Source organism: Pusillimonas sp. MFBS29 (assembly GCF_020687695.1).
Lineage (GTDB): Bacteria > Pseudomonadota > Gammaproteobacteria > Burkholderiales > Burkholderiaceae_B > Pusillimonas_C.
Window position 1 is genome coordinate 71883 of the sequence record NZ_JAJEWL010000005.1, and the last position, 21678, is coordinate 93560.

Consider the following 21678-nt stretch of genomic DNA (forward strand, 5'->3'; position numbering starts at 1 on the left):
CGGCCATGAGCCTGCTGGAAAGTATTATTGCCAGGGCACGCGCCACGCCAAAACGCATAGTACTGTGCGAGGCGGAAGATCCGCGTGTACTGCACGCTGCCCGGCGGGCCACCGACGACGGCATCGCCCACATCATTCTTGTGGGCGAGCTGTCGAAAATCACCGCTGCCGGCCAAATGCATGACATCAGCCTGAACGGCATGGAGATCGTCGACCCGACACAATCCGTGCTTTCGGAGCAGTTGCAGCAGGCGCTGCTGGAACTGCGCCGGAAGCGCGGCATGACACCGGAACAGGCAGAGGTTGCCGTCAGGCAGCCTCTGGTCTTTGCAACGCTCATGCTGCGTCAGGGGCTGGCAGATGGTTCGGTTGCAGGAGCCGTGCATACAACGGCCGATGTCGTGCGCAACGCTATCCAGATAGTTGGCACCCGACCAGAAACCCGGCTGGTATCCAGCTTCTTTCTCATGCTGCGCGAGCGTCCATTTCATACCACTACCCAGGCCATGATATTTTCCGATTGCGGCCTGGTCATTGACCCCACAGAAGAAGAACTGTCTGACATTGCGTTGGCCGCGACCGACAGTGCCCACGCTTTGCTCAATGACGAACCCAAAGTTGCCATGTTGTCTTTTTCGACCCGTGGCAGCGCCAAGCACCAGAACGTGGAAAAAGTACGTCGTGCCACAGAGCGGGTCAAAAGCCAGCGGCCGCAACTGGCCATAGAAGGCGACGTACAGCTCGATGCCGCGATTGTGCCCCAGGTTGCCCTGAGCAAGACGCCGGGCTCAGCCGTAGCGGGTCAGGCCAATGTGCTGATTTTCCCCAACCTGGATGCCGCCAATATTGCCTACAAGCTTACGGAAAGGCTGGGCGAAGCAACTGCCATCGGCCCCTTGCTGCAAGGCTTGAACAAACCGGCCAACGATCTTTCCAGAGGTTGCAGCGCCAACGATGTCTATAACGTGATTGCCGTTACCGGGGTGCAGGCCCAGGCGCTGAGCGCTACTGCCTGAAGCCTGGCTCACGACCCGCCAGCAGCATCAGCAACTCATCGAACACAGCATTGTCCAGACCCTGGGTCAGATCCATGGGCAGGGAACGAGGATAATAAGGGCTGAGATCCAGCCCAACGCCCAGTCCCAGGATTTCCACGGGCTGGGTCTGGGTTATCTGCCGCACCACTGATTTCAAGTGGTTGTCCAGGTAGAACTCATCGTTGGCCAGATTGGTCGCGCTGTCCATCGGCGAGCCATCGGACACCACCATCAATATGCGCCGCCGCCTGTCGGTGGCCATCAATCGCCGGCTGGCCCACTGCACTGCCTCGCCGTCCACACCTTCCCTGTACAAATCGGGCTTCATCATTGCCACGATTTGAGCCCTGCCCCGTCGCCAGGACGTATCAACATCCTTGAAAACCAGATGGCAAGTTTCGTTCAGACGGCCCGGTGCGTCCGGCTTGCCGGCTGCAAACCAGTCTTTGCGGGCGCGACCGCCATTCCAGGACATCGTGGTGAATCCCAGCACCTCGGTGGCAACGCCTGCCTGCCCAAGGGCACGCATCAAGATGTCCATCATCAGGGTCAGACTGGTGCTGTATTGCCTCATGGACCCTGAGCAGTCAATCAGGAAACTGATTGCACAGTCTATCACCGGAATGTATTGATCCTGCCGAAACAGACGTCGCTCGGCCGGGGAACTGATCAGCTGCGCCAGGCGCCTGCCGTCTATTACCCCTTCTTCCTGGCCGAAGAGCCAGCCATCGCGCTGTGACCGTGCCAGCACCACGCGCAATGCACGGGTCAGACGGGCCACATTGACACCCTGCCCGGCCACATGCTTGTCCAATGTTTCACGATATTCGCGCAACAGGGGTGCACGCACCAGTGCGGCTGCATCCAGCTCCTTATCGTAGCGCTGTGTAAAGATACGGTAACGCCCCTTCGCCTGCGCAAAGACCGCACTGTCGCCTTCATGCGCCGCGGCATAGGCTTCGCCTTCGTCCTGATCGAAATCCAGCGAAAGGGTAAAGCTGCCGCGCCGCACGGCTTTGGTCTGCGGTGAGTCCTCGTATTCGCTTTGCACACGCTGGGCCATCTCGTGAGCGATCTGCAGCGCGTAATCGGCGTAGCGACGCTGATCGTTCCGGTAGCGCCGCAGGCCGGCCAGGGCTGTGCCGATGGCTGGAGCCAGCCCGGCGCGGGTTGGCTCCAGCAAGTCCTGGACATGCCCGGGCAGCTCATGAGCCATCAGGCGGCTCCAGGTAATCTGCGAGAGCGCAAACAGCAAGATACCCAGACTGGTTTCCGTAGCGCCCGAGTCCAGGAAAGCTTCAGACCAGATCTGGTAACGCCGGATCACGTTACGGCGCAAGCCTGGCAAGGTTTCGGGCGCCAGCGACTCCACACGCAACTGCTCCAGCCATTCGAACACCATGCGTTCAACCGGCTCCTGCGGCATCAAATCGGCATGCAGCCCTGCATCTGACAGCTGCAGACGCAAGGCCACCGCATCGGCAACACCCCGATAGGACTGCAGCGTATCGACGCCAGGCTGCAGCTGCAGATGCGGTGCATGAACGGGAATGCGCCCCTGAGGACCGTAAAGGTGGCCCCCTTCAAAGTGCAATTGCGTGCACCCGGTCAGCGCACGCAGGGCAACCGCCGACAATGCCTCGGACTTATGCTGGACACGGACGCGCTGCTGGGCGTTGTCAGCCATATTGGCAGGCGCACGGGCAGTCATGAACTGATAGCCCGATCAGGCTTGCGGCTGCGCCTGAGGCGCCGCATGCACGCCGGATTCGGCCATATCCTGGTCGAAACAGCGTTGATAATATTCGGCAACCGTGGCACGCTCGGCCTCGTCACACTTGTTCAGGAATGACAGACGGAAGGCCACTTGTTCATCACCGAAAATCTGAATATTCTCTGCCCAGGTTATCACCGTACGGGGTGACATAAGCGTAGAAATGTCGCCAGCCTCAAACCCCTTGCGCGTCAGGCTTGCAACCCCCACCATCGCGGTCAGCAGTTTCCTGCCGCGCTCATTATTCAGCTCGGGAACTCTTGCCAGCACAATCGCGGCTTCATCGGCAGGATCCAGATAATTCAGCGTAGCCACAATATTCCAGCGATCCAGCTGTGCGTGGTTCAGCATCTGCGTGCCCTGATACAGGCCGTTCAGATTACCGAGCCCTATCGTATTCGAGGTTGCAAACAGGCGGAAACCCTCGTGCGGGCGTATGACACGATTCTGATCCAGCAGCGTAAAGCTGCCGTCGCGCTCGAGTATGCGCTGGATGACGAACATGACGTCCGGGCGACCGGCGTCGTATTCATCGAATATCAACGCAACCGGTCGCTGCAGCGCCCAGGGCACGATGCCTTCCTGGAACTCGGTCACCTGCACGCCATCGCGTATCACTATGGCATCCCTTCCGACCAGATCCAGCCGGCTGATGTGACCGTCCAGATTGACTCGCACACAAGGCCAGTTCAACCTGGCGGCAATCTGCTCGATATGCGTTGATTTACCGGTGCCATGCAGACCCTGAACCATAACCCGTCGGTTACGCGCAAAACCGGCCAGAATCGCCAGCGTGACATCGTGATTGAAACGGTAGACATCATCGATTTCAGGAACATGCTCTTCCCGCTCGATGAAGGCCGGCACCATCAGGTCTGAATCCAGACCGAATACATCCCTGACAGAAACATTGTGCATGGGCGGCATGGCCACCGGAGCTTGAGACATAAAAATCCCTCGGTTAGATAGCAAGCCTGGCCTGCCATTGTGCGGCTCAGGCTTCGTGTTCGTTGGCGCTATTGGCCCTTTCTATATCAGCCAGTATGGCGGCTGCCCGGTTCAGGGCAGGCAGACATTGCAGCGACTTTTCCGCAGTCATGCGCATGATCGGCGCCTGCATGGCGACCGCCATGTTCGACTTGCCGTCGGCTGCCGGTACCAGCACAGCGACGCAAAACAAGCCCGGCAGAAACTCTTCATCGTCGAAGGCGTAGCCATCACGCCGTACCCGCTCTATTTCCGCTTCGACCTGATCCATGGTCGTCAGTGTCTTTTCGGTGTACTGCTCAAGCGAGGTCTGCGCCAGCAGGCGCCGGCGTTGCGATGACGTCATCTGGGCCAGAAACAGCTTGCCACTGGCCGAACAGTGCACCGGCACACGCGATCCGGGATGCAGGTAGAAGCGCAATGGCGCCAGAGTTTCCACCCTGTCCAGATACAGAACCTGGCTGCCCGAGCAGGTCGTGATATTGCAGCTTTCTCCGACTTCTCCGACCAACTGGCGCAGTACCGAGTGCCTGGCGCCGTGTACTGTGTCATTCAGCAGGAGGTTCTCGGCCATGCGGCGCAGGCGCTGGCCCGTGCTGTACTGGCGCCCGTCACCATCACGCTGGATCATGCCGGCGCCTTCAAGTTGCTGCAGCATGCGGTGCAGGGTAGGTTTAGGCAGCCCCAGCTCATCGACCAGGCTTTGCAAAGAGAAATACTGGTTCTTCTGCGCGATGACCTCAAGCAATGCAAACAGGCGCATTGTGGGCGTGTTGCCGTCTATCTTGGGTTCGTCGATGGTAACTGGATGGTCCAATGTCATAAATTCATATTTTAAAATTAGGAATGAATTGTACCGTTTTTTAGAACTTTAGCGAAGTGTCATCCAAAAAAAAGCACCTGCGCGTGGCAAGTGCTTTTCCAGGGGTCAAGTGCTTAGCTCGCTTCGCGTGAGGCGCGGCGACGCTCGTGCTCTTGCAGATAACGCTTGCGCAGACGAATCGACTTCGGTGTTACTTCCACCAATTCATCGTCGGCAATGAATTCAACGGCATACTCCAGGGTGAGCTGTACCGGAGGTATCAGGTCAATATGTTCGTCTTTACCCGAAGAGCGTATGTTGGTCAGCTTCTTTTCCTTGATGGGGTTGACCACCAGGTCATTGTCGCGGCTGTGTATGCCTATGACCATGCCTTCGTACAACGGATCCTGGGGCGATACAAACATGCGGCCCCGGTCCTGCAGCTTCCACAAGGCGTAAGCCACTGCCGCGCCTTCGTCCTGGCTGATCAGAACACCATTGCGACGCTCACCCACCCCGCCTTCGCGCATGGGGGCGTAGTCGTCGAAGATATGGCTCATCAGACCTGTGCCCCGGGTCAGTGTCATGAATTCGCTTTGGAAACCAATCAGGCCACGCGCAGGAATACGGTACTCCAGGCGGGTACGGCCACGGCCGTCCGCCTGCATGTCCTGCAGATCCCCCTTACGTCGGCCCAGCTCTTCCATGACGCCGCCCTGATGGCTGTCTTCCACGTCAACTGTCAGCAGCTCGTAGGGTTCCAGCTTGACGCCGTTTTCTTCCTTGAACATCACACGCGGACGCGATACGGCCAGCTCGTAACCTTCGCGACGCATGTTTTCCAGCAAAATGGTCAGGTGCAATTCACCACGACCGCAAACTTCGAACACGGTATCGTCGTCGGTGTCGTTCACACGCAGTGCCACGTTGGACTTCAGCTCGCGATCCAGGCGGTCACGCAGCTGGCGGCTGGTCACGAACTTGCCTTCGCGGCCTGCCAGCGGCGACGTGTTCACCATGAAGTTCATGGTCAGGGTGGGCTCGTCGATGCGCAGCATGGGCAAAGCTTCGGGCGCGGCCGGATCCATGATGGTGCAGCCTATGCCGATTTCTTCAATCCCGTTGATCAGCACGATATCGCCGGCTTGCGCTTCTTCGACCTGCTCTCGATCCAGACCTTTGAACTTCAGCACCTGATTGACGCGTCCCTTGATGGGCTGGCCTTCAGGGCCGAACTTGACCACGACGTCCTGCGCGGCACGCAAGCGTCCGCGATTGATGCGGCCCACACCGATCTTGCCTACATAAGTGCTGTAGTCCAATGAAATGATCTGCATCTGCAGAGGCGCATCTGGATCGTCTTCACGTTGGGGCACATACTTGAGTATGGTGTCGAACAAGGGACGCATGTCACCTTCACGCACATCTTCGGTCAGACCGGCATAGCCCGACAGACCGGAAGCGTAGATGATGGGGAAATCCAGCTGCTCTTCGGTGGCACCGAGCTTGTCGAACAGGTCGAACGTGGCATTGATTGCAAAGTCCGGACGTGCGCCAGGCCTGTCGATCTTGTTGACGACCACAATGGGCTTCAGACCCAGGGCCAACGCCTTGCGCGTGACGAAACGGGTTTGGGGCATGGGGCCTTCAACCGCGTCGACCAGCAGCACCACACCGTCGACCATGGACAACACCCGCTCCACTTCGCCGCCAAAGTCGGCGTGTCCCGGAGTATCTATGATGTTGATATGCGTGCCTTCGTACTGCACAGCGCAGTTCTTGGCCAGGATGGTGATCCCACGTTCCTTTTCGATATCGCCGGAATCCATGACACGCTCGCTAACCTGCTGGTTGTCGCGAAACGTGCCTGACTGGCGCAGCAATTGATCGACCAGCGTCGTTTTGCCGTGGTCCACGTGGGCAATAATGGCCACATTGCGCAGAGCGCGATTCATAGTTCGTCCTTTTGTGTGGTGCTTGATGGCAACAGGCCGGCGGGCAAGGCATCGAGAGCAATTAAAGTAGTTTGAGGCGTTGCCATGGATTGCAACGCTTCCAGCCCAACGGCATCGTCAAGCCTGAAAGGCCCTACACGGGTACGCCGCAAGGCAATAAGATGTGCGCCGCACCCAAGCTGGCGACCGATATCCTGAGCCAGCGTGCGTATGTAAGTACCCTTGCTGCACTGGACCGAAATCTCGGCTTCGACACCATTGAACTGCAACAGCGTCAGGTCATGTATCGTGACCTTGCGGGCTGGCCGGTCCAGTTCAATACCCTGACGCGCGTATTCGTACAACGGCTTTCCATCACGCTTCAAGGCTGAATACATGGGCGGAATCTGTTCTATTTCACCACGAAATTGTGGCAATACGTTTTCAAACTCTGTCTGGGTAACGCCCTTGAATTCCGCAGGCGCCTGACTGACTATATTGCCGGTCAGATCACCTGAGTCAGTTTCCTCTCCGAGCCGCAAGGTCGCTACATAGCCCTTATCGGCCTCGAGCATTTTTCCTGAAATCTTGGTCGCTCGGCCCAGACAACAAACCAGCAGTCCGGTCGCAAAGGGATCCAGCGTGCCGGTATGTCCGGCCTTGCGCGCATCCAGGGCTCTTTTGGCTCGTTGCAAGGCGTGATTACTCGACAAACCTTCCGGTTTGTCCAGCAACAGGACACCATCGAGCAACTGCCCGCGTCGGGAAGCCATCGTTTATAAATCCATGAAAAAACGACAGCCTCTTAGGGCTGTTCGTCGGGGTCCTCGGGTTCCGAGGGCTTGAAAGGTTCAACCTGGGGGCGATTGGCCCGGTCTATTAGTTGTGACAGCTCTATGCCGCGCGCGAGTTGATCATCGTGGATGAAGCGCAAGGTCGGCACGGTATGAATGTGCAGCAGCTTGAACAGCAGGGAATGCAGCCAGCCAGCTTTCTCGGTCAGGGCTGCGGTCGCGACCTCGGGCTCGGCGCCCAGCACACTGAAATACACCTTGGCGTGCGCGTAATCGGCAGACAGGTCAACAGAGGTCAGGGTGATGAGTCCGGCGCGCGACACATCGATTTCGCGCTGAATCAAGCTGGCCAGATCCTTCTGGATCTGGTCGGCCAGCCGGGTGTTGCGCCCCGGATTTGGTTTGGACTTGTGACGACCCATATTGATTACAGTGTCCGGGCAATTTCTTTGATTTCGAAGATCTCGAGCTGGTCGCCGATTTCGATATCATTATTGTTCTTGAGGGTAATACCGCAATCAAAGCCCGACTTGACTTCCTTGACGTCGTCCTTGAAGCGACGCAGCGAATCGATGTGGCCTGTCCAGTGCACAACGTGGTTGCGCAGCAGACGCACCTGGGAATCGCGGCGCACAACCCCGTCGGTAACCATACAACCCGCAATATTGCCCACGCGCGAAACGTTGTAGACCTCGCGGATTTCGACCATGCCAATGACTTCCTCGCGTTTCTCGGGAGCCAGCATGCCGGACAGAGCGTTGCGGACGTCATCTACCGCATCGTAAATGATGTTGTAGTAACGCAGATCGATATCGTTGTGCTCGGCCAGCTTCTTGGCACTTTGCTCGGCACGGACGTTAAAGCCTATGACCACGGCATGCGAAGCAATCGCCAGGTTGACGTCGCTTTCCGAGATGCCACCCACAGCCGCGTGCACTACCTGCACCCGGACCTCGTCGGTGGACAGCTTGATCAGGGACTGCACCAGAGCTTCCTGGGAACCCTGCACATCGGTCTTGATGATAAGCGCGAGCGTTTGTACACCTTCGCCGATATTCTCGAACATGGACTCAAGCTTGGCTGCCTGCTGACGGGCCAGTTTGACGTCGCGGAACTTGCCTTGACGGAACAGGGCGATTTCACGGGCCTTGCGCTCGTCGGCCATGGCAATGACTTCATCACCGGCGGCCGGAACCTCGGTGAGGCCCTGGATTTCAACCGGCATGGAAGGACCAGCACTGTTCACAGGCTTGCCGTTTTCATTAAGCATGGCACGAACGCGGCCGAAGCTGGCTCCTGCGAGCACCGCATCGCCACGGTTAAGCGTACCGCTTTGCACCAGGATGGTTGCAACAGGACCGCGACCCTTGTCGAGGCGCGCCTCGACCACGATACCCTTGGCCGGCGCATCCACCGGTGCGGTCAGCTCAAGGATTTCGGCTTGCAGCAATACGTTTTCCAGCAGGGAATCAATGCCTTCGCCTGTTTTGGCCGAGACGCCCACGAAGGGAACATCACCGCCGTACTCTTCAGGTACGACCTCTTCTGCGAGCAATTCCTGCTTGACCCGCTCTGCATTGCCGTCGGGTTTGTCTATTTTGGTAATGGCGACAACCAGGGGCACACCCGCCGCCTTGGCGTGATGGATGGCCTCTTTGGTTTGCGGCATGACGCCGTCATCGGAGGCCACAACCAGAATCACGATATCGGTTGCCTGGGCACCACGAGCACGCATGGCCGTAAAAGCTTCGTGTCCGGGCGTGTCAAGGAAGGTGACCATGCCACGCTCGGTCTTGACGTTGTAGGCACCAATATGCTGGGTAATACCGCCCGCTTCGCCCGATGCCACTTTGGTGCGACGGATATAGTCGAGCAGCGATGTCTTGCCGTGGTCTACGTGACCCATGACGGTGACCACCGGTGCGCGAGGCAGCAGTTCGGCTTCCGGACCTTCCGCTATTTCGAGGAAGGCTTCCGGATCGTCGAGCTTGGCGGCAATAGCCGTATGACCCAGTTCTTCGACCACGATCATGGCCGTTTCCTGGTCGAGCACCTGGTTGATCGTGACCATTTGACCAAGCTTCATCAAGTGCTTGATGACCTCAGAGGCCTTGATGGACATCTTGTGTGCAAGATCAGCCACGGAAATGGTTTCAGGCACGTGAACTTCGCGGGCGATAAACTCGACCGGCTGTACTTCCTTGCGCTCTGGCTGGGCATTGCGACCACGGCCACGGGCATTGCCTTTGCCGCCCTTGCCTGCCTTGCCACCCGCACGCCAGCCATCACGGCTGGGACCTGCAGGCGGTGCATCAGCCTTAGCGGCAGGCTTCTTGCGACCACTGTCGTCGGTCCAGGAAGAGGATACTTCGGCTGCCTTGATAACCTTCTTGACCTCACCGGGCTTGCCATCTTTCTTGGCGCCCTTGGAACCGGCCGGCTTATGCAAGGTACCCGACAGATTGCCTGCCTCGGGCTCGGGCGCTTTCAGAACCTTGCGGGGACGGCTGAGCATCTCGCGCAGTGCTGCAGCCTCGGCTTCTGCTGCGCGACGAGCACGCTCGCGATCCGGATCGACAGCCGGCGCACGACGGGAGGCTGCCTTGCCGGGACGTGCCTCTGGCTTGGCAGCTGCCGGTGTGGTTTCGCCGGCGTCAGCTTCGGCCTTGGGTTCGACTGCCGGCTCAGCCGGCTTTTCAGCAGGAGCCTCGGGAACTGGCTCGGGCTGTGCTGCAGCCGGTTCTTCGGCGGCCGGAGCAGGCTCGACGGGCTCGGGCTTGACTGATTGCTCGGGCTCCGCGGCAACTGGTGCTTCGGGCTGGGCTTCAGCCTTAGCGCCAGGTTCAGTCGGCTCTGGCGTCGGCTCGACAGCCTCGGGGGCTGGCTCGGCACTGGCAGGAGGCGTCGATGCTTCGGACTCGGTGACGGAAGCCTGTTGATCGGCAGGCGCATGCACTTCTGCTGCAGGCGTGCTGTCTGGCGTGACTACAGGCGTATCGGGCGTGGCGGCCTCTGCGACAGCATCCTGTTCCGCTTCGGCGGCCTCGGCACGGGCGGCCTCGTTGATCAGCTCGGCGGGATCGCGCTTGACGAACACACGTTTCTTTCTCACCTCTACTTGAATTGTGCGCGAACGCCCCGAGCCGTCAGCCTGCCGAATCTCGGAAGTCTGACGACGAGTCAGGGTGATCTTCTTGCCCTCGTTCCCACCATGGGCACGACGCAACGACTCAAGGAGCTTCGCCTTATCCGCGTCAGTGACGGCATCGTCAACCGACTTGAGTTCAACGCCAGCGGAACGCAACTGCTCCAGCAGTACGTTCGATGGCATTTTCAGTTCAACAGCGAACTGGGCGACGGTGTTACTCGGCATTCGACTCTCTCTTGCTTGCTACTACTATTTTTCAATAAATATACTCAAAGGGTTCGGCATGCTTGTCAGGCCTCGTCGTCGAACCAGTGAGCTCGCGCCCGCATAATCATCTGGCTGGCTTCATCTTCGGACAGACCGGAGATTTCCGACAGTTCGTCTGTTGCCAGCTCGGCCAGATCATCAAGGGTAAGGACCTCGTTTTCAGCCAGTTTCGCAACCAGCTCCGGGGTCATGCCTTCGATTTCGATCAGTTCCTGCGCCACGGTCTGGACACGCTCTTCCTGAGCGATAGCCTCTGTGAGCAAGGCGTTGCGTGCACGGGTGCGCAACTCGTTGATCGTGTCTTCATCGAAGGCTTCGATCTCGAGCAATTCCTGCAAAGGAACGTAAGCGATTTCTTCCAGACCAGTGAAACCCTCGTCGATAAGGATGTCGGCAACTTCCTCGTCGACGTCAAGTTTGCTGATGAAGGCCTGGCGCAGTTCGGCACGCTCTTCTTCCTGGCGATTCTGATTCTCTTCGGGCGTCATGATGTTGATCTGCCACCCGGTAAGCTCGGACGCCAGGCGCACGTTCTGCCCCCGCGCTCCGATGGCCTTGGGCAAGTTCTCGGCATCAACGACGACATCCATGGCGTGCTTGTCTTCGTCGACCACGATGGACTCGACATGTGCCGGCGCCAGGGCGCCAATCACGAACTCGGCCGGATCCTCGGCCCACAGCACGATATCAACCTGTTCACCACCCAGCTCGTTGCGCACTGCAGTAACACGCGAACCACGCATGCCCACACAAGTACCGATGGGATCAATGCGTTTGTCGTATGCAACCACGGCAATCTTTGCACGCACACCGGGATCACGGGCAGCCGCTTTGATTTCAAGCAGGCCCTGTTCGATTTCAGGCACCTCGTTGTCGAACAGCTGACGGATGAAATCGGGTGCGGTACGCGACAGAATGACTTGCTGGCCCCGCGCAGTGTGATCCACCTTCAGGACCCAGGCACGAATCCGGTCACCCACGCGGATATTTTCCTTGGGTATGGTTTCCGAGCGCGGCAGACGGGCTTCTATCTTGCCTGTCTCGATGATGGCATCACCTTTATCCATGCGCTTGACGGTGCCCGAAACAATATTTTCACCGCGCTCGAGGAAGTCGTTCAGCACCTGCTCGCGCTCGGCATCACGAATCTTCTGAAGTATGGCCTGTTTGGCTGCCTGAGCCCCTATGCGACCAAATTCCTCGGGCTCGAGCTCCTCTTCGATGTATTCACCAACCTCGATGCCAGGTACGATGTCTTGTGCATCGGAATACAGCTCTTGCTGATCAGGCTCTTGCAGGCCTGCATCATCGGGAACAACCAGCCAGCGACGAAACCCTTCGTGCTCGCCGGTCATGCGGTCAATGGTGACCCGGATATCGGCGTCTTCCTTGAAACGCTTTTTCATGGCAGACGCCAAAGCGTTTTCGAGCGCGCCGAAAACGACCTCGCGGCCTACGTTTTTTTCACGCGCTAAGGCGTCAACCAACAAAAGAATTTCGCGACTCATCGCTTATTACCCTTGAAATCGAGAATGGGATCCAGTTTTGCACGATCAACGTCGTCGAAGGTAAAGTCAAGTACCTGCTCTTTGCCCGAGCCTGCATCAAGCTCAAGGCCAAACACCGGATTCGCAGACGGATCGGAAGTTGCAGTATCAGGAACACGAAGCGTGCCCACGAATACCTTGCGATTATCAATGGCTGTACGCAGCTTGATCTCGACACGTTCATTGGCGAATCGAATGAAATCAGCGATTCGATTCAGCGGGCGATCAATGCCGGGCGAACCCACTTCAAGACGCTTGTAGTCGATATTCTCAACTTCGAATACGCGCGACAAATGTTTTGAAACCTGCTCGCAGTCCTCGATGCGCACCCCGCCGGGGCGATCGATCGTGACGCGCAAGAGCCCAAGCGGCGCACGCTCAACGTCGACAAGCTCGACATCCAGGCCGGCAATGGCTTCTTGTGTCAGTGCGAATATATCTGCCATAAAATCCAAAAAAAAATGGGCTGTACGCCAGCCCACTGTTACACCTGCAGCCAGCAATCGCGCCAAACACCGCGCTTACCGCGCAGAATTTTTGCCACCGCTTGCCTACCCAGGCGCATTCAAAAATGTGCCGCTAACATTGTTAACCAAAGCAAACAGGCCGACCGCCGCACAGCAGCAACACGGCCCAGAAACACCACTGCCTGGCAACCCGCCAACTGCCAACATCAAAAAACGCCGGCACGCGTAGCAAAAACAATATAGCTGTAAAGCCCTACATTCTAACAGAGATTCAGAAAAATTCCTGCTATGTCTAGGCCTTACATAAAAAAAGCAACATGGGGCCGGGCATTTTGCCCTGACCCACCCGTTTAACGACTGCGATTGCCGCCCAGCTTGCCCAAATGAGACTCGTGCGCCGAAGCACCGCGAGGCTGCCAGTCATCACCGCGCGCTGTGCCGGAGCGTCCGCGGGACCCGGCGGATCGGGACTTGCCCGCGCCACGCGAGGCGCGGGATGCAGGCTTGGCCCCACCCTGCTTGGCCGGACGCGCTCCCGGACCGCGCCGGCGGTGATTGCCGGCACTGCCGTCAGGCCGAGCCTCATTGGCGCCTTGCGAGGCTTCTGCAGGCTTGCGCTTGCGTCCGTCTGTTTTGTTCTGGTTTCCGGCCCGGCTTGCTCCGGCCTTGTTGCCGCCTTTTGCAGCACCGCCCTTGCCACGGCCACCACCCGGATGCCCATTGGCCAGACCACCACTGATAGTCAGCCCAGTACCGTAAGGATCAGAGGGATAGGCTTCTGCAGCAGGTGCGCGCTGTGAGCGTCCTCCGGACAGCTTGCCACGCCGGCTGACCTTGGCGCCGTTCATGCCATTACGCTCGAGCGTACCAAAACCCGGAGGCAAGGCACTGTCGTGAGACATGGGCTGGCGCTCACGCCCCGAACCGAATGACTCGTCGGAATCATCTTCGCGCAACAGCCCCAGCTGCAGCATCAGCGCAGTAACCAAAGAGCCGTCGAGCTCTTCCCAACGCCCGCGGCGCAAATTGCGCGGCAGCACAACTTCGCCAAAGCGGGTACGAATAAGACGACTGACGGTTACGCCGGCAGCATCGAACATGCGACGGACTTCCCGATTGCGCCCTTCTTTCAACGTAACGCGATACCAGCGATTGCTGCCCTCCCCACCCAGATAGTCAAGGGAACCGAATTGGGCGGGACCGTCGTCAAGCTGGATACCTTTCAGAAGATTCGCTTTCTGGTCATCGGCAAGCTCACCCAGTACCCTGACGGCGTATTCACGCTCGGCACCATAACGCGGGTGCATCAGACGGTTGGCCAGATCACCGGATGTAGTCAGGATAAGCAACCCTTCGGTGTTCAGATCGAGGCGCCCAACAGACAACCATTTGCCGACCCGTATCTTGGGCAGGCGGGCGAACACGGTGGCACGCCCTTCGGGGTCATCATGGCTGACAATCTCGCCGGCGGGCTTGTGATACAGGATGATGCGCGGTGGCTTCTTCGCGTTGGGTCGCACAACAGGCCGCCCGTTGACACGAACCTGGTCATTGGCGCCAACACGCTGTCCTATGTGGGCAGGCTCGCCATTGACCGAAACACGTCCGGCAATAATCAACTCTTCCATTTCCCGGCGCGACCCCACACCCGCATCGGCCAGAACCTTATGCAATTTGGGGGTCAGCGCATCGCTGTTCAGATATTTATCCAGGCGCTGTGAAATCGGCGCCGTGTTATCCAGATAAGCCAGCGCCTGCTCGGCTTCTTTCTCGCTTTCGGTATTTTTTTCAGCACGCGGACGACGCTCTCGCACGGGCTTCCCTGCTTCCTGAGCCACGTCCGGCGTCGCCGCAGCTGTCGGCGTCTTGCGGCGGCGCGTATTACGACGCGGCTTGGCCGCAGCAGTCATGTCGTCAGTCTGGTCCGAAACTTGCACCATCTCGCCCGAAGCAGACTCAGCCCCGGCCTGGGTCTGTGTTTCGGCAGGGCTGTCGGCGGAATCATCACCACGCCGACGGCGAAACGGCGTCCTTAGTTTGCGCCCCCGACCGCGTGGCGCAGCGGCTTTTTCCTGGTCGGACGGCTCCGAACCGGCCGAAACCTGGGCGTCATCCGCATGCGCCTCTGTTTCTTTATTTATTTCAGTCATTTTCTTTTAGGTACTCCGTTTCAATCTCTTCTATTTCCGACGGTCCGGGCTCTTGCGACTCATCTGCTGCGGGCCCGTCAGCGGCCACCTCGTCAGCAGGAATTTCCTCGAACTCCAGCCCAGCCAATGCGACCACCCCATCCTGGGACTCAAGGGCGGGCAATTCATCAAGCGTCTTCAGACCCAGGTCGTCCAGAAACTGCCGCGTCGTGCCCAACAGGGCCGGCCGTCCTGGCGCATCGCGATAGCCAAGCACCTCTATCCAGCCGCGATCTTCAAGCGTGCGAACAATCTGCGAGCTGACAGTCACCCCTCGTATATCTTCTATATCACCCCGCGTGACTGGCTGGCGCCAGGCAATGATGGCCAAGGTTTCAAGGACGGCACGCGAATATTTTGGCGGTCTTTCCGGATTCAGCCGGGCCAGATAGCGTTGCATCTCGGGGCGGCTTTGAAATCTCCAGCCACTGGACAAAGCAAGCAACTCAAGACCCTTTTCACTCCAGTCCTGCTGCAGCTGTTCCAGACAGCGGCGTATGTCATCCGACGAAATTTCGTCGGGTCCGAACAATTTGCGCAGCTCGGCCGGCGGCATGGGCTGATCGGCGCAAAGCAGTGCCGTTTCAAGCACTCGAATGATCTCTGATTCAGTCATCAATGTAGCAAAACTGCCTTAAAGTTGCATAAAACATTTATGTAGGTTAATATTCTTTTCTTCAGACGCGGGGTGGAGCAGTCTGGCAGCTCGTCGGGCTCATAACCCGAAGGTCACAGGTTCAAATCCTGTCCCCGCAACCAGATTTACGAATGGGTCAATTGCTACAGGCAATTGACCCATTTTCATTTGTGCGTCAAATGATTTGGTCAAACGCGATTTGGTCAAACGCGCGTGCCCATAAGTACCGCCTTGTCGGGCCTGGGCACAAACCGCAAGCAAAACACCCGCCCCACCTGCCGCCGGCACACCACGCGACGCCATCACGCCGGCGTGGCCTGCATAGCCATGACGTGTGCGTACAGAGTTCCGATGCAACTCGTGTGTGTGGTCCATGCAAGATGGATGCAAGAGATAAGCCATTCTTCCTGTTTCAGGAAACTATTTGACGCCTTCGAGTATGACTGGACCCGGCACCGGATCGCGAACCTGCGGCAAACAGCAATGAAATATGTGATTCAAGCACCTTTATGCCTGCCAGGGATGCCGTCCGCCTGATGGGAGGCAAGCTGTCATGCGCAAAAGACGCGTGTCTAAAGATTATTCAATTTATAGTGCGGCGGCCGGAGAAACTGGAGTCATCACGGGCCTGGCCGACAGGCGCTGCATGTTTGGTCTTGCTAAAACAAGCCTGAACAGACAAGGGACATTACATTTGAAAAACTGTAACGCAGCCCGGCGGCAGTAATGCCGTTATTACACCACCTGCAGGCGGGCAATGCAACAATTCACTGGATAAAGTTGCCACCAGACGACAACACCCGCCCCCCATGCGGCAACGAGGCCTGTATCTGCGCCAGAACCGTGGCGGCCTCGAGCCCCCGGAAGATAAACAACAGCACCGATGCACCATCTTCCTGAGGGAACACCGGCTGCGCATTGATAATTTCCTGCAGCGGATATAAATGCTGGTGAACGGCATGCACGGCGCTGGCATGCTGCTCGCCCTCGAACTGCACCCTGCCCTTCAGGCGCAACAGTCCTGTACCCATGGCTTCCAGCAGCCTGGTCAATCCGCGCACGCCTTGCGCGCGGCCCCAAGGCTGCGCCCATGCCAGGGTGAGCACGTTCACCGCAGCATGCCCGCCGCGTGGCCCCATAGCCTGCCCCGACCACATCGACCTCTGACCAGCCTTATGCCATGGCGCTTGCGCAGCCATGTCGAGCAAAGCATCCAGACCGGGCTGCACATGCGTCGTCAGCGTGGCAGCCGATGTATTCAGGCGCTGCAGCTCTTGTTGCAAGGCCAGGGTTTCTTCATTATTGGTCACATCGGTTTTACTCAGAAGCAATACATCAGCAAGAACGGCCTGCTGCACAGCCTCGGGGTGCAGTTGTAATTGCGCCATGCCATGCACGGCATCAACTACTGTGATGCAGCCGGCGTAAACATAGCGATCAGCCAGGAAGCGCTCGTATTGCAGGGTATACATCACAGGCGCTGGATCCGCCAGGCCGGTCGTCTCGAGCAGAATTCTGGAAAATGGTGGAATCCTTTTGTACAGGGCATCAAGAAACATCTGGCGCAGGGCGTCAACCAGATCCCCGCGCACAGCACAGCAGATACAGCCCGACTCCAGCAACACGACACGATCGCTGAGCTGTCGGAATCGCTCGTGCTCCAGGCGTACATCGCCCAACTCGTTGATCAATACCACCGTGCGCCCGGCATCACTCCCGGCACCGGACCCCGGCTCACCATTCAACAGACGGTTGAGCAAGGTCGTTTTGCCACTACCCAGAAAACCGGATATGACCGTCACCGGTATTTTTGCTCCCATGCACTACACTCCCCATGACATCAACCAAACCAGCCAGACCGTCTTGCCAGTTACTTTCAAACTCGCCCAGCACATAGAAGACATCAACCCCGATGACTGGAATCAATTGGTCGCCGGCCGGCAGCCTTTTGTCCAGCATGCCTTCCTTCTTGCACTGGACAAGACCGGCTGCGCAAGACCTGATACAGGCTGGGCGCCTCAGTATCTGTTGATGTTCCGTGATGACGTGCTGGCCGGTGCCATGCCACTGTATCTAAAATACCATTCACGTGGCGAATATGTATTCGATCAGGCATGGGCCCACGCCTTTGAGCGCAACGGGCTGCCTTATTATCCCAAACTGCTCGCAGCTATCCCGTTCACCCCGGTCACCGGCCCCCGCCTGCTGGCCGCCAGCCACGAAGATAAAGTGTTGCTGGCCAGACAAGCCATCGATCTTTGCCGGCAGAACAAATTATCTTCACTGCATATACTTTTTCCTTCGGAGGCCGAGCACGCCGCTCTTGCTGAAGCAGGCTTCCTGTTTCGATACAGCGTTCAGTTTCACTGGACCAATCAGAACTATGCAGACATCAATGCCTTTCTGCACAGCCTGAACCAGCAGAAAAGAAAGAAGCTGAAGCAGGACAAGAAAAAGGTCGCTCAGGCAGGGGTAGGGTTCAGATGGCTGGAAGGCAGCCAGATCACCGAAGAAATACTGGCATTCTTCTACCGCTGCTACGCCCAGACCTACCTTGAGCATGGCCAAACTCCGTACCTGAACCTGGCATTTTTTCAGGCCCTGTACGCCTGCAATTCGGAATGCATGGTAATCGTGCTGGCTGAACAGGACGGCCAGCCCATAGCCGCCGCACTAAACATTCGTGACGAGCAAACCTTGTACGGGCGCTATTGGGGCAGCTTGCGGTTTGTTTCAGGCCTGCATTTCGAGACCTGTTACATGCAAGGCATAGAGTTTTGCATAGCTCGCAATCTGTCGGTATTCGAAGGCGGGGCCCAGGGCGAACACAAGCTTTCGCGCGGCATGCTGCCGACCAGGACCTGCTCGGCGCACTGGATTGCCGATGACCGCTATGCCCGGGCCATCGATGATTACCTGGGACACGAAACGCCGGCAGTTGATGCCTATCTTGATGAGCTGGCGGCGCACAGCCCTTTCAGACAACACCCCCTGGACCTGAAGTAAGGCCTTATTCTTTTTTATCTTTAGGTGGCACTGGATTAAACGGAAACACCGAAAATATATTGCGGGTTTGGTCCTGCATCTGATCCTGCATCTGCACGAACAGATTCTTGCTTTGATCAACGTAGTTATTCATCATGTTCTGCAGGACGGGCGACTGCACATTCATGAACTGCGCCCAGGCCTCGGGCCCGAACTGGCTTCCGTACATGCTCTTGGACTGATCAGCCATGCGATCCTGGATATCCATGAAAGCCTGGATGTTCTTTTCAAGATAGGAACCCATGACACCCTGCATGGCATGGCCATAGAAACGAATGATTTGCGAAAGCGCGGTGGGCGAGAACATGGGCATGCCTCCGCTCTCTTCCTCGAGGATGATCTGCAGCAGGATGCTGCGCGTCAGGTCGTCACCTGACTTGGCATCGACAACCTGAAACTCTTCGCAATCAAGCACCAGCTGCTTGACATCGGCCAAGGTAACGTATGCGCTGGTGCGCGTGTCGTAAAGTCGCCTGTTCGGATACTTTTTGATAAGGCGGGTTGTCGTGTTGGCTTGAGATTGCGTCATGAATTTAAAGGCCGGATACCAAGTAGGTGAAACAGGAAAATCAGACAGCCGGGCAAAGCCCTGTTAGCCCATATGCAGGCCGCCATTCAATGAGAAGTCAGCCCCCGTGGCAAACCCCGCTTCGTCGGAAGACAGCCATGCCACGATGGACCCGATTTCCTCGGGTGCTCCCAAACGCTTGACAGGTATGGTAGCAACGATTTTTTCAAGTACATCGGGACGTATCGCACGAACCATATCGGTACCAATATAACCCGGAGAAACAGTATTGACCGTTACGCCCTTGCTGGCAACTTCCTGGGCCAATGCCATGGTAAAGCCATGTATGCCCGCCTTTGCCGTGGAGTAGTTGGTTTGACCGAACTGCCCTTTTTGACCGTTGACCGAACTGATATTGATGATACGCCCCCACTGGCGATCGACCATGTCTTCAATGACCTGCTTGGTGACATTGAACAGGCTGTTCAGGTTGGTGTCGATGACCGAGCGCCAGTCTTCGTGGCTCATTTTGCGAAACAGCCCGTCGCGGGTAATGCCTGCGTTATTGACCAGCACATCGATTGGCCCCAGTTCACTGCGGATCTTTTCAAACGCCTGTACCGTGGAATCCCAATCGGCGACATTGCCGACCGAAGCGTGGAACTTGTAGCCCAGCGCGGCCTGCTCATCGAGCCATTGCTTGTAGTTTCGGCTGGGCCCGCAACCTGCCACGACCACATAGCCATCTTTTGCCAGCCGCTGGCAAATGGATGTGCCTATACCCCCCATGCCCCCGGTTACGTAAGCAAGTTTACCGCTCATAGTGTTCTCCTTAGAACTGTGTTTTATTGCGCCCGCAACTTAACGTAGCTTCCGGGTGCGTCTTCAATAGGCGTGTAGCGTGTGTTGCCTGGTTTGGCCGGCGCCCGTACCAAATCCCCCGAATGCGTTGCCAGCCACGCAGACCAGTCGGGCCACCAGCTGCCCGGATGCTCGGTAGCGCCGTGCAGCCAGGAGTCTGGATTAACGGCCGCTACCCCAGGTTGGGTTGAAGCGTCGTGCGTCCAGTAGCAACGGCGCTTCTTCGCCGGTGGGTTGATAACCCCCGCTATATGGCCTGATGCGCCCAGCACGAAGCGCAATGGGCCTTGCAAAATATTGCTGCTGGCATACGCAGAACGCCACGGAACGATATGGTCGTCGCGCGATCCGTATATATAGGACGGCATGGCCAGCGTGCCGAGGTTTAATGGATGGCCGTCGATGTGGACGCGTCCGGGCACCTTCAGGTTGTTTTCCAGATAAGTATTGCGGAAGTACCAGGTGAAGAAAGGACCAGGAAGATTGGTACCGTCGGCATTCCAGTACAGAAGGTCGAATGCGGGAGGTGCCTCGCCTTTCAGGTAGTTACCCACAACATAGTTCCAGACCAGCTCGCCAGGGCGCAGGAAGGAGAACGTGGTGCCAAGTTCACGCGCCGTCATGAGGCCGCCATTGCCTATCTGGGTTTCGCGCATCCGGGCCTGCAGTTCGTCGACGAAAACGTCGAGTACGCCGGTGTCTTCGAAATCGAGCAGCGTGGTGAGCAAGGTAAGTGAACTGACGGGATCCTTGCCCTGCGCATGCGCCAATGCCAGGGCCGAAGCAAGCAAGGTACCACCGACGCAGAACCCAAGGGCGTTGATTTGCTTCTGCCTGGACACTGCGCAGACAACATCAATGGCCTGGAGCACCCCGTGCTGCAGGTAATCGGCCCACGTGGCCTTGTCGATGCCGTCGCGGTCGGTGTCGAGAGGATTGCGCCAGGAAACCAGAAACACGGTGTAGCCCTGCTCGACCGCATACCTGACAAACGAGTTCTGCGGCTGCAGGTCAAGAATGTAGTATTTGTTGATGCAGGGTGGCACAAGCAACAGCGGCACCTTGCGCACTTGGTCGGTGGCCGGCGCATACTGGATCAGTTGCATGAGTTCGTTCTGGTACACCACCGAGCCAGGTGTAACGGCGACGTTCTCGCCGATTGCAAACTTGGTTTCGTCGGTTTGACTGAGCCGGCCCTTTTGAAGGTCCTGGAAAAGATTTTCCATACCCTTGCGCAATGACTGGCCGTCGCTTTGAATCAAAGCCTGCTGAACATCGGGATTGGTCGCCATGAAGTTGGTCGGCGAGACGGCTTCTATCCATTGCATGGTGGAAAAGCGCAGACGATTGCGTACGGGCTCGCTGACCTCAAGAGCGTCTACCATTTGATTCATGGTTTTGGCCGACAGCAAATAGGTATGAGCGGCCAGCAAGGCCGCGGGATTGGCTGCCCAGGCAGCCGAACCGAAACGGCGATCGGTGGGTGGAGCAAGCTCGCCCTGATTCGCACTTTCGGCGATACGCAACCATTCGCGCGCAAACTCTGCCTGTATTTCAGCAAGTTTTTCAGGCGCTATGCTTACCGGAACCGGCCATTCTTTAGGAAGCGGATTACTCACGATACATGCACCTTACAAAATCTCAACGCTTGATCTGAATGGTGGATGTCATTTGAAATGGT

At 57.6% G+C, this 21678-nt stretch carries 16 protein-coding genes, 1 tRNA gene and 1 pseudogene; 3 read left to right on the forward strand and 15 right to left on the reverse strand.

Annotated features, from left to right (window positions below):
• Positions 1-5 precede the first annotated feature (5 nt).
• Positions 6-1016, forward strand: a complete 1011-nt coding sequence (gene pta / locus LKR43_RS08815; protein ID WP_227683688.1) for a phosphate acetyltransferase — start codon at positions 6-8, stop codon at positions 1014-1016.
• On the opposite strand, the gene LKR43_RS08820 is transcribed toward pta, so the two are convergent.
• The 11 genes and pseudogenes from LKR43_RS08820 to scpB form a co-directional block, all read right to left on the reverse strand.
• Positions 1006-2748 carry a cobalt chelatase gene (locus LKR43_RS08820; RefSeq protein ID WP_227683689.1) on the reverse strand — a complete coding sequence of 581 codons (1743 nt, stop codon included), beginning with the start codon at positions 2746-2748 and terminating at the stop codon, positions 1006-1008. The genes pta and LKR43_RS08820 overlap by 11 nt on opposite strands.
• A 15-nt stretch (positions 2749-2763) precedes the next feature.
• Positions 2764-3759: a MoxR family ATPase gene (locus LKR43_RS08825; protein WP_227683690.1), complete on the reverse strand. Its 996-nt coding sequence runs from the start codon at positions 3757-3759 to the stop codon at positions 2764-2766.
• Positions 3760-3805: 46 nt separating this feature from the next.
• On the reverse strand, positions 3806-4621 hold the full coding sequence (locus LKR43_RS08830) for an IclR family transcriptional regulator (RefSeq protein WP_227683691.1): 816 nt from the start codon (positions 4619-4621) through the stop codon (positions 3806-3808).
• 113 nt (positions 4622-4734) lie between these two features.
• Entirely contained in the window at positions 4735-6555 is a 1821-nt protein-coding gene (gene typA / locus LKR43_RS08835) for a translational GTPase TypA (RefSeq protein ID WP_227683692.1), read from the reverse strand.
• Positions 6552-7307, reverse strand: a complete 756-nt coding sequence (gene truB / locus LKR43_RS08840; RefSeq protein WP_227683693.1) for a tRNA pseudouridine(55) synthase TruB — start codon at positions 7305-7307, stop codon at positions 6552-6554. The genes typA and truB overlap by 4 nt, the downstream gene beginning before the upstream one ends.
• A gap of 32 nt (positions 7308-7339) precedes the next feature.
• Complete coding sequence (gene rbfA, locus LKR43_RS08845; RefSeq protein ID WP_227683694.1) at positions 7340-7750, reverse strand: 30S ribosome-binding factor RbfA; 411 nt, start codon at positions 7748-7750, stop codon at positions 7340-7342.
• Between the two features lie 5 nt (positions 7751-7755).
• Positions 7756-10701: a translation initiation factor IF-2 gene (gene infB, locus LKR43_RS08850; protein WP_227683695.1), complete on the reverse strand. Its 2946-nt coding sequence runs from the start codon at positions 10699-10701 to the stop codon at positions 7756-7758.
• Between the two features lie 65 nt (positions 10702-10766).
• Positions 10767-12251 carry a transcription termination factor NusA gene (gene nusA / locus LKR43_RS08855; protein ID WP_227683696.1) on the reverse strand — a complete coding sequence of 495 codons (1485 nt, stop codon included), beginning with the start codon at positions 12249-12251 and terminating at the stop codon, positions 10767-10769.
• Positions 12248-12736: a ribosome maturation factor RimP gene (gene rimP / locus LKR43_RS08860; protein ID WP_227683697.1), complete on the reverse strand. Its 489-nt coding sequence runs from the start codon at positions 12734-12736 to the stop codon at positions 12248-12250. The genes nusA and rimP overlap by 4 nt, the downstream gene beginning before the upstream one ends.
• A 371-nt stretch (positions 12737-13107) precedes the next feature.
• Positions 13108-14907 (reverse strand): 23S rRNA pseudouridine(2605) synthase RluB, encoded by a 1800-nt coding sequence (gene rluB / locus LKR43_RS08865; protein WP_227683698.1) that lies wholly within the window; start codon positions 14905-14907, stop codon positions 13108-13110.
• A gap of 64 nt (positions 14908-14971) precedes the next feature.
• Positions 14972-15562 (reverse strand): annotated as a pseudogene (gene scpB / locus LKR43_RS08870) (SMC-Scp complex subunit ScpB); the annotation flags it as partial.
• Between the two features lie 66 nt (positions 15563-15628).
• Between scpB and LKR43_RS08875 the strand changes: the two are divergent.
• Positions 15629-15705, forward strand: a tRNA-Met gene (locus LKR43_RS08875).
• A gap of 645 nt (positions 15706-16350) precedes the next feature.
• Here the strand turns inward: LKR43_RS08875 and LKR43_RS08880 are convergent.
• Complete coding sequence (locus tag LKR43_RS08880) at positions 16351-17403, reverse strand: GTP-binding protein (RefSeq protein WP_227683699.1); 1053 nt, start codon at positions 17401-17403, stop codon at positions 16351-16353.
• Here LKR43_RS08880 and LKR43_RS08885 point away from each other — a divergent pair.
• On the forward strand, positions 17402-18589 hold the full coding sequence (locus tag LKR43_RS08885) for a GNAT family N-acetyltransferase (protein WP_227683700.1): 1188 nt from the start codon (positions 17402-17404) through the stop codon (positions 18587-18589). The genes LKR43_RS08880 and LKR43_RS08885 overlap by 2 nt on opposite strands.
• Before the next feature lie 4 nt (positions 18590-18593).
• On the opposite strand, the gene phaR is transcribed toward LKR43_RS08885, so the two are convergent.
• From phaR to LKR43_RS08900, 3 genes are all read right to left on the reverse strand, one after another.
• Positions 18594-19157: a polyhydroxyalkanoate synthesis repressor PhaR gene (phaR, locus tag LKR43_RS08890; protein WP_227683701.1), complete on the reverse strand. Its 564-nt coding sequence runs from the start codon at positions 19155-19157 to the stop codon at positions 18594-18596.
• A 63-nt stretch (positions 19158-19220) separates the two neighbouring features.
• Positions 19221-19958 (reverse strand): 3-ketoacyl-ACP reductase, encoded by a 738-nt coding sequence (locus LKR43_RS08895; RefSeq protein WP_227683702.1) that lies wholly within the window; start codon positions 19956-19958, stop codon positions 19221-19223.
• A 23-nt stretch (positions 19959-19981) separates the two neighbouring features.
• Complete coding sequence (locus LKR43_RS08900) at positions 19982-21616, reverse strand: class I poly(R)-hydroxyalkanoic acid synthase (protein WP_227683703.1); 1635 nt, start codon at positions 21614-21616, stop codon at positions 19982-19984.
• Positions 21617-21678: the final 62 nt, after the last annotated feature.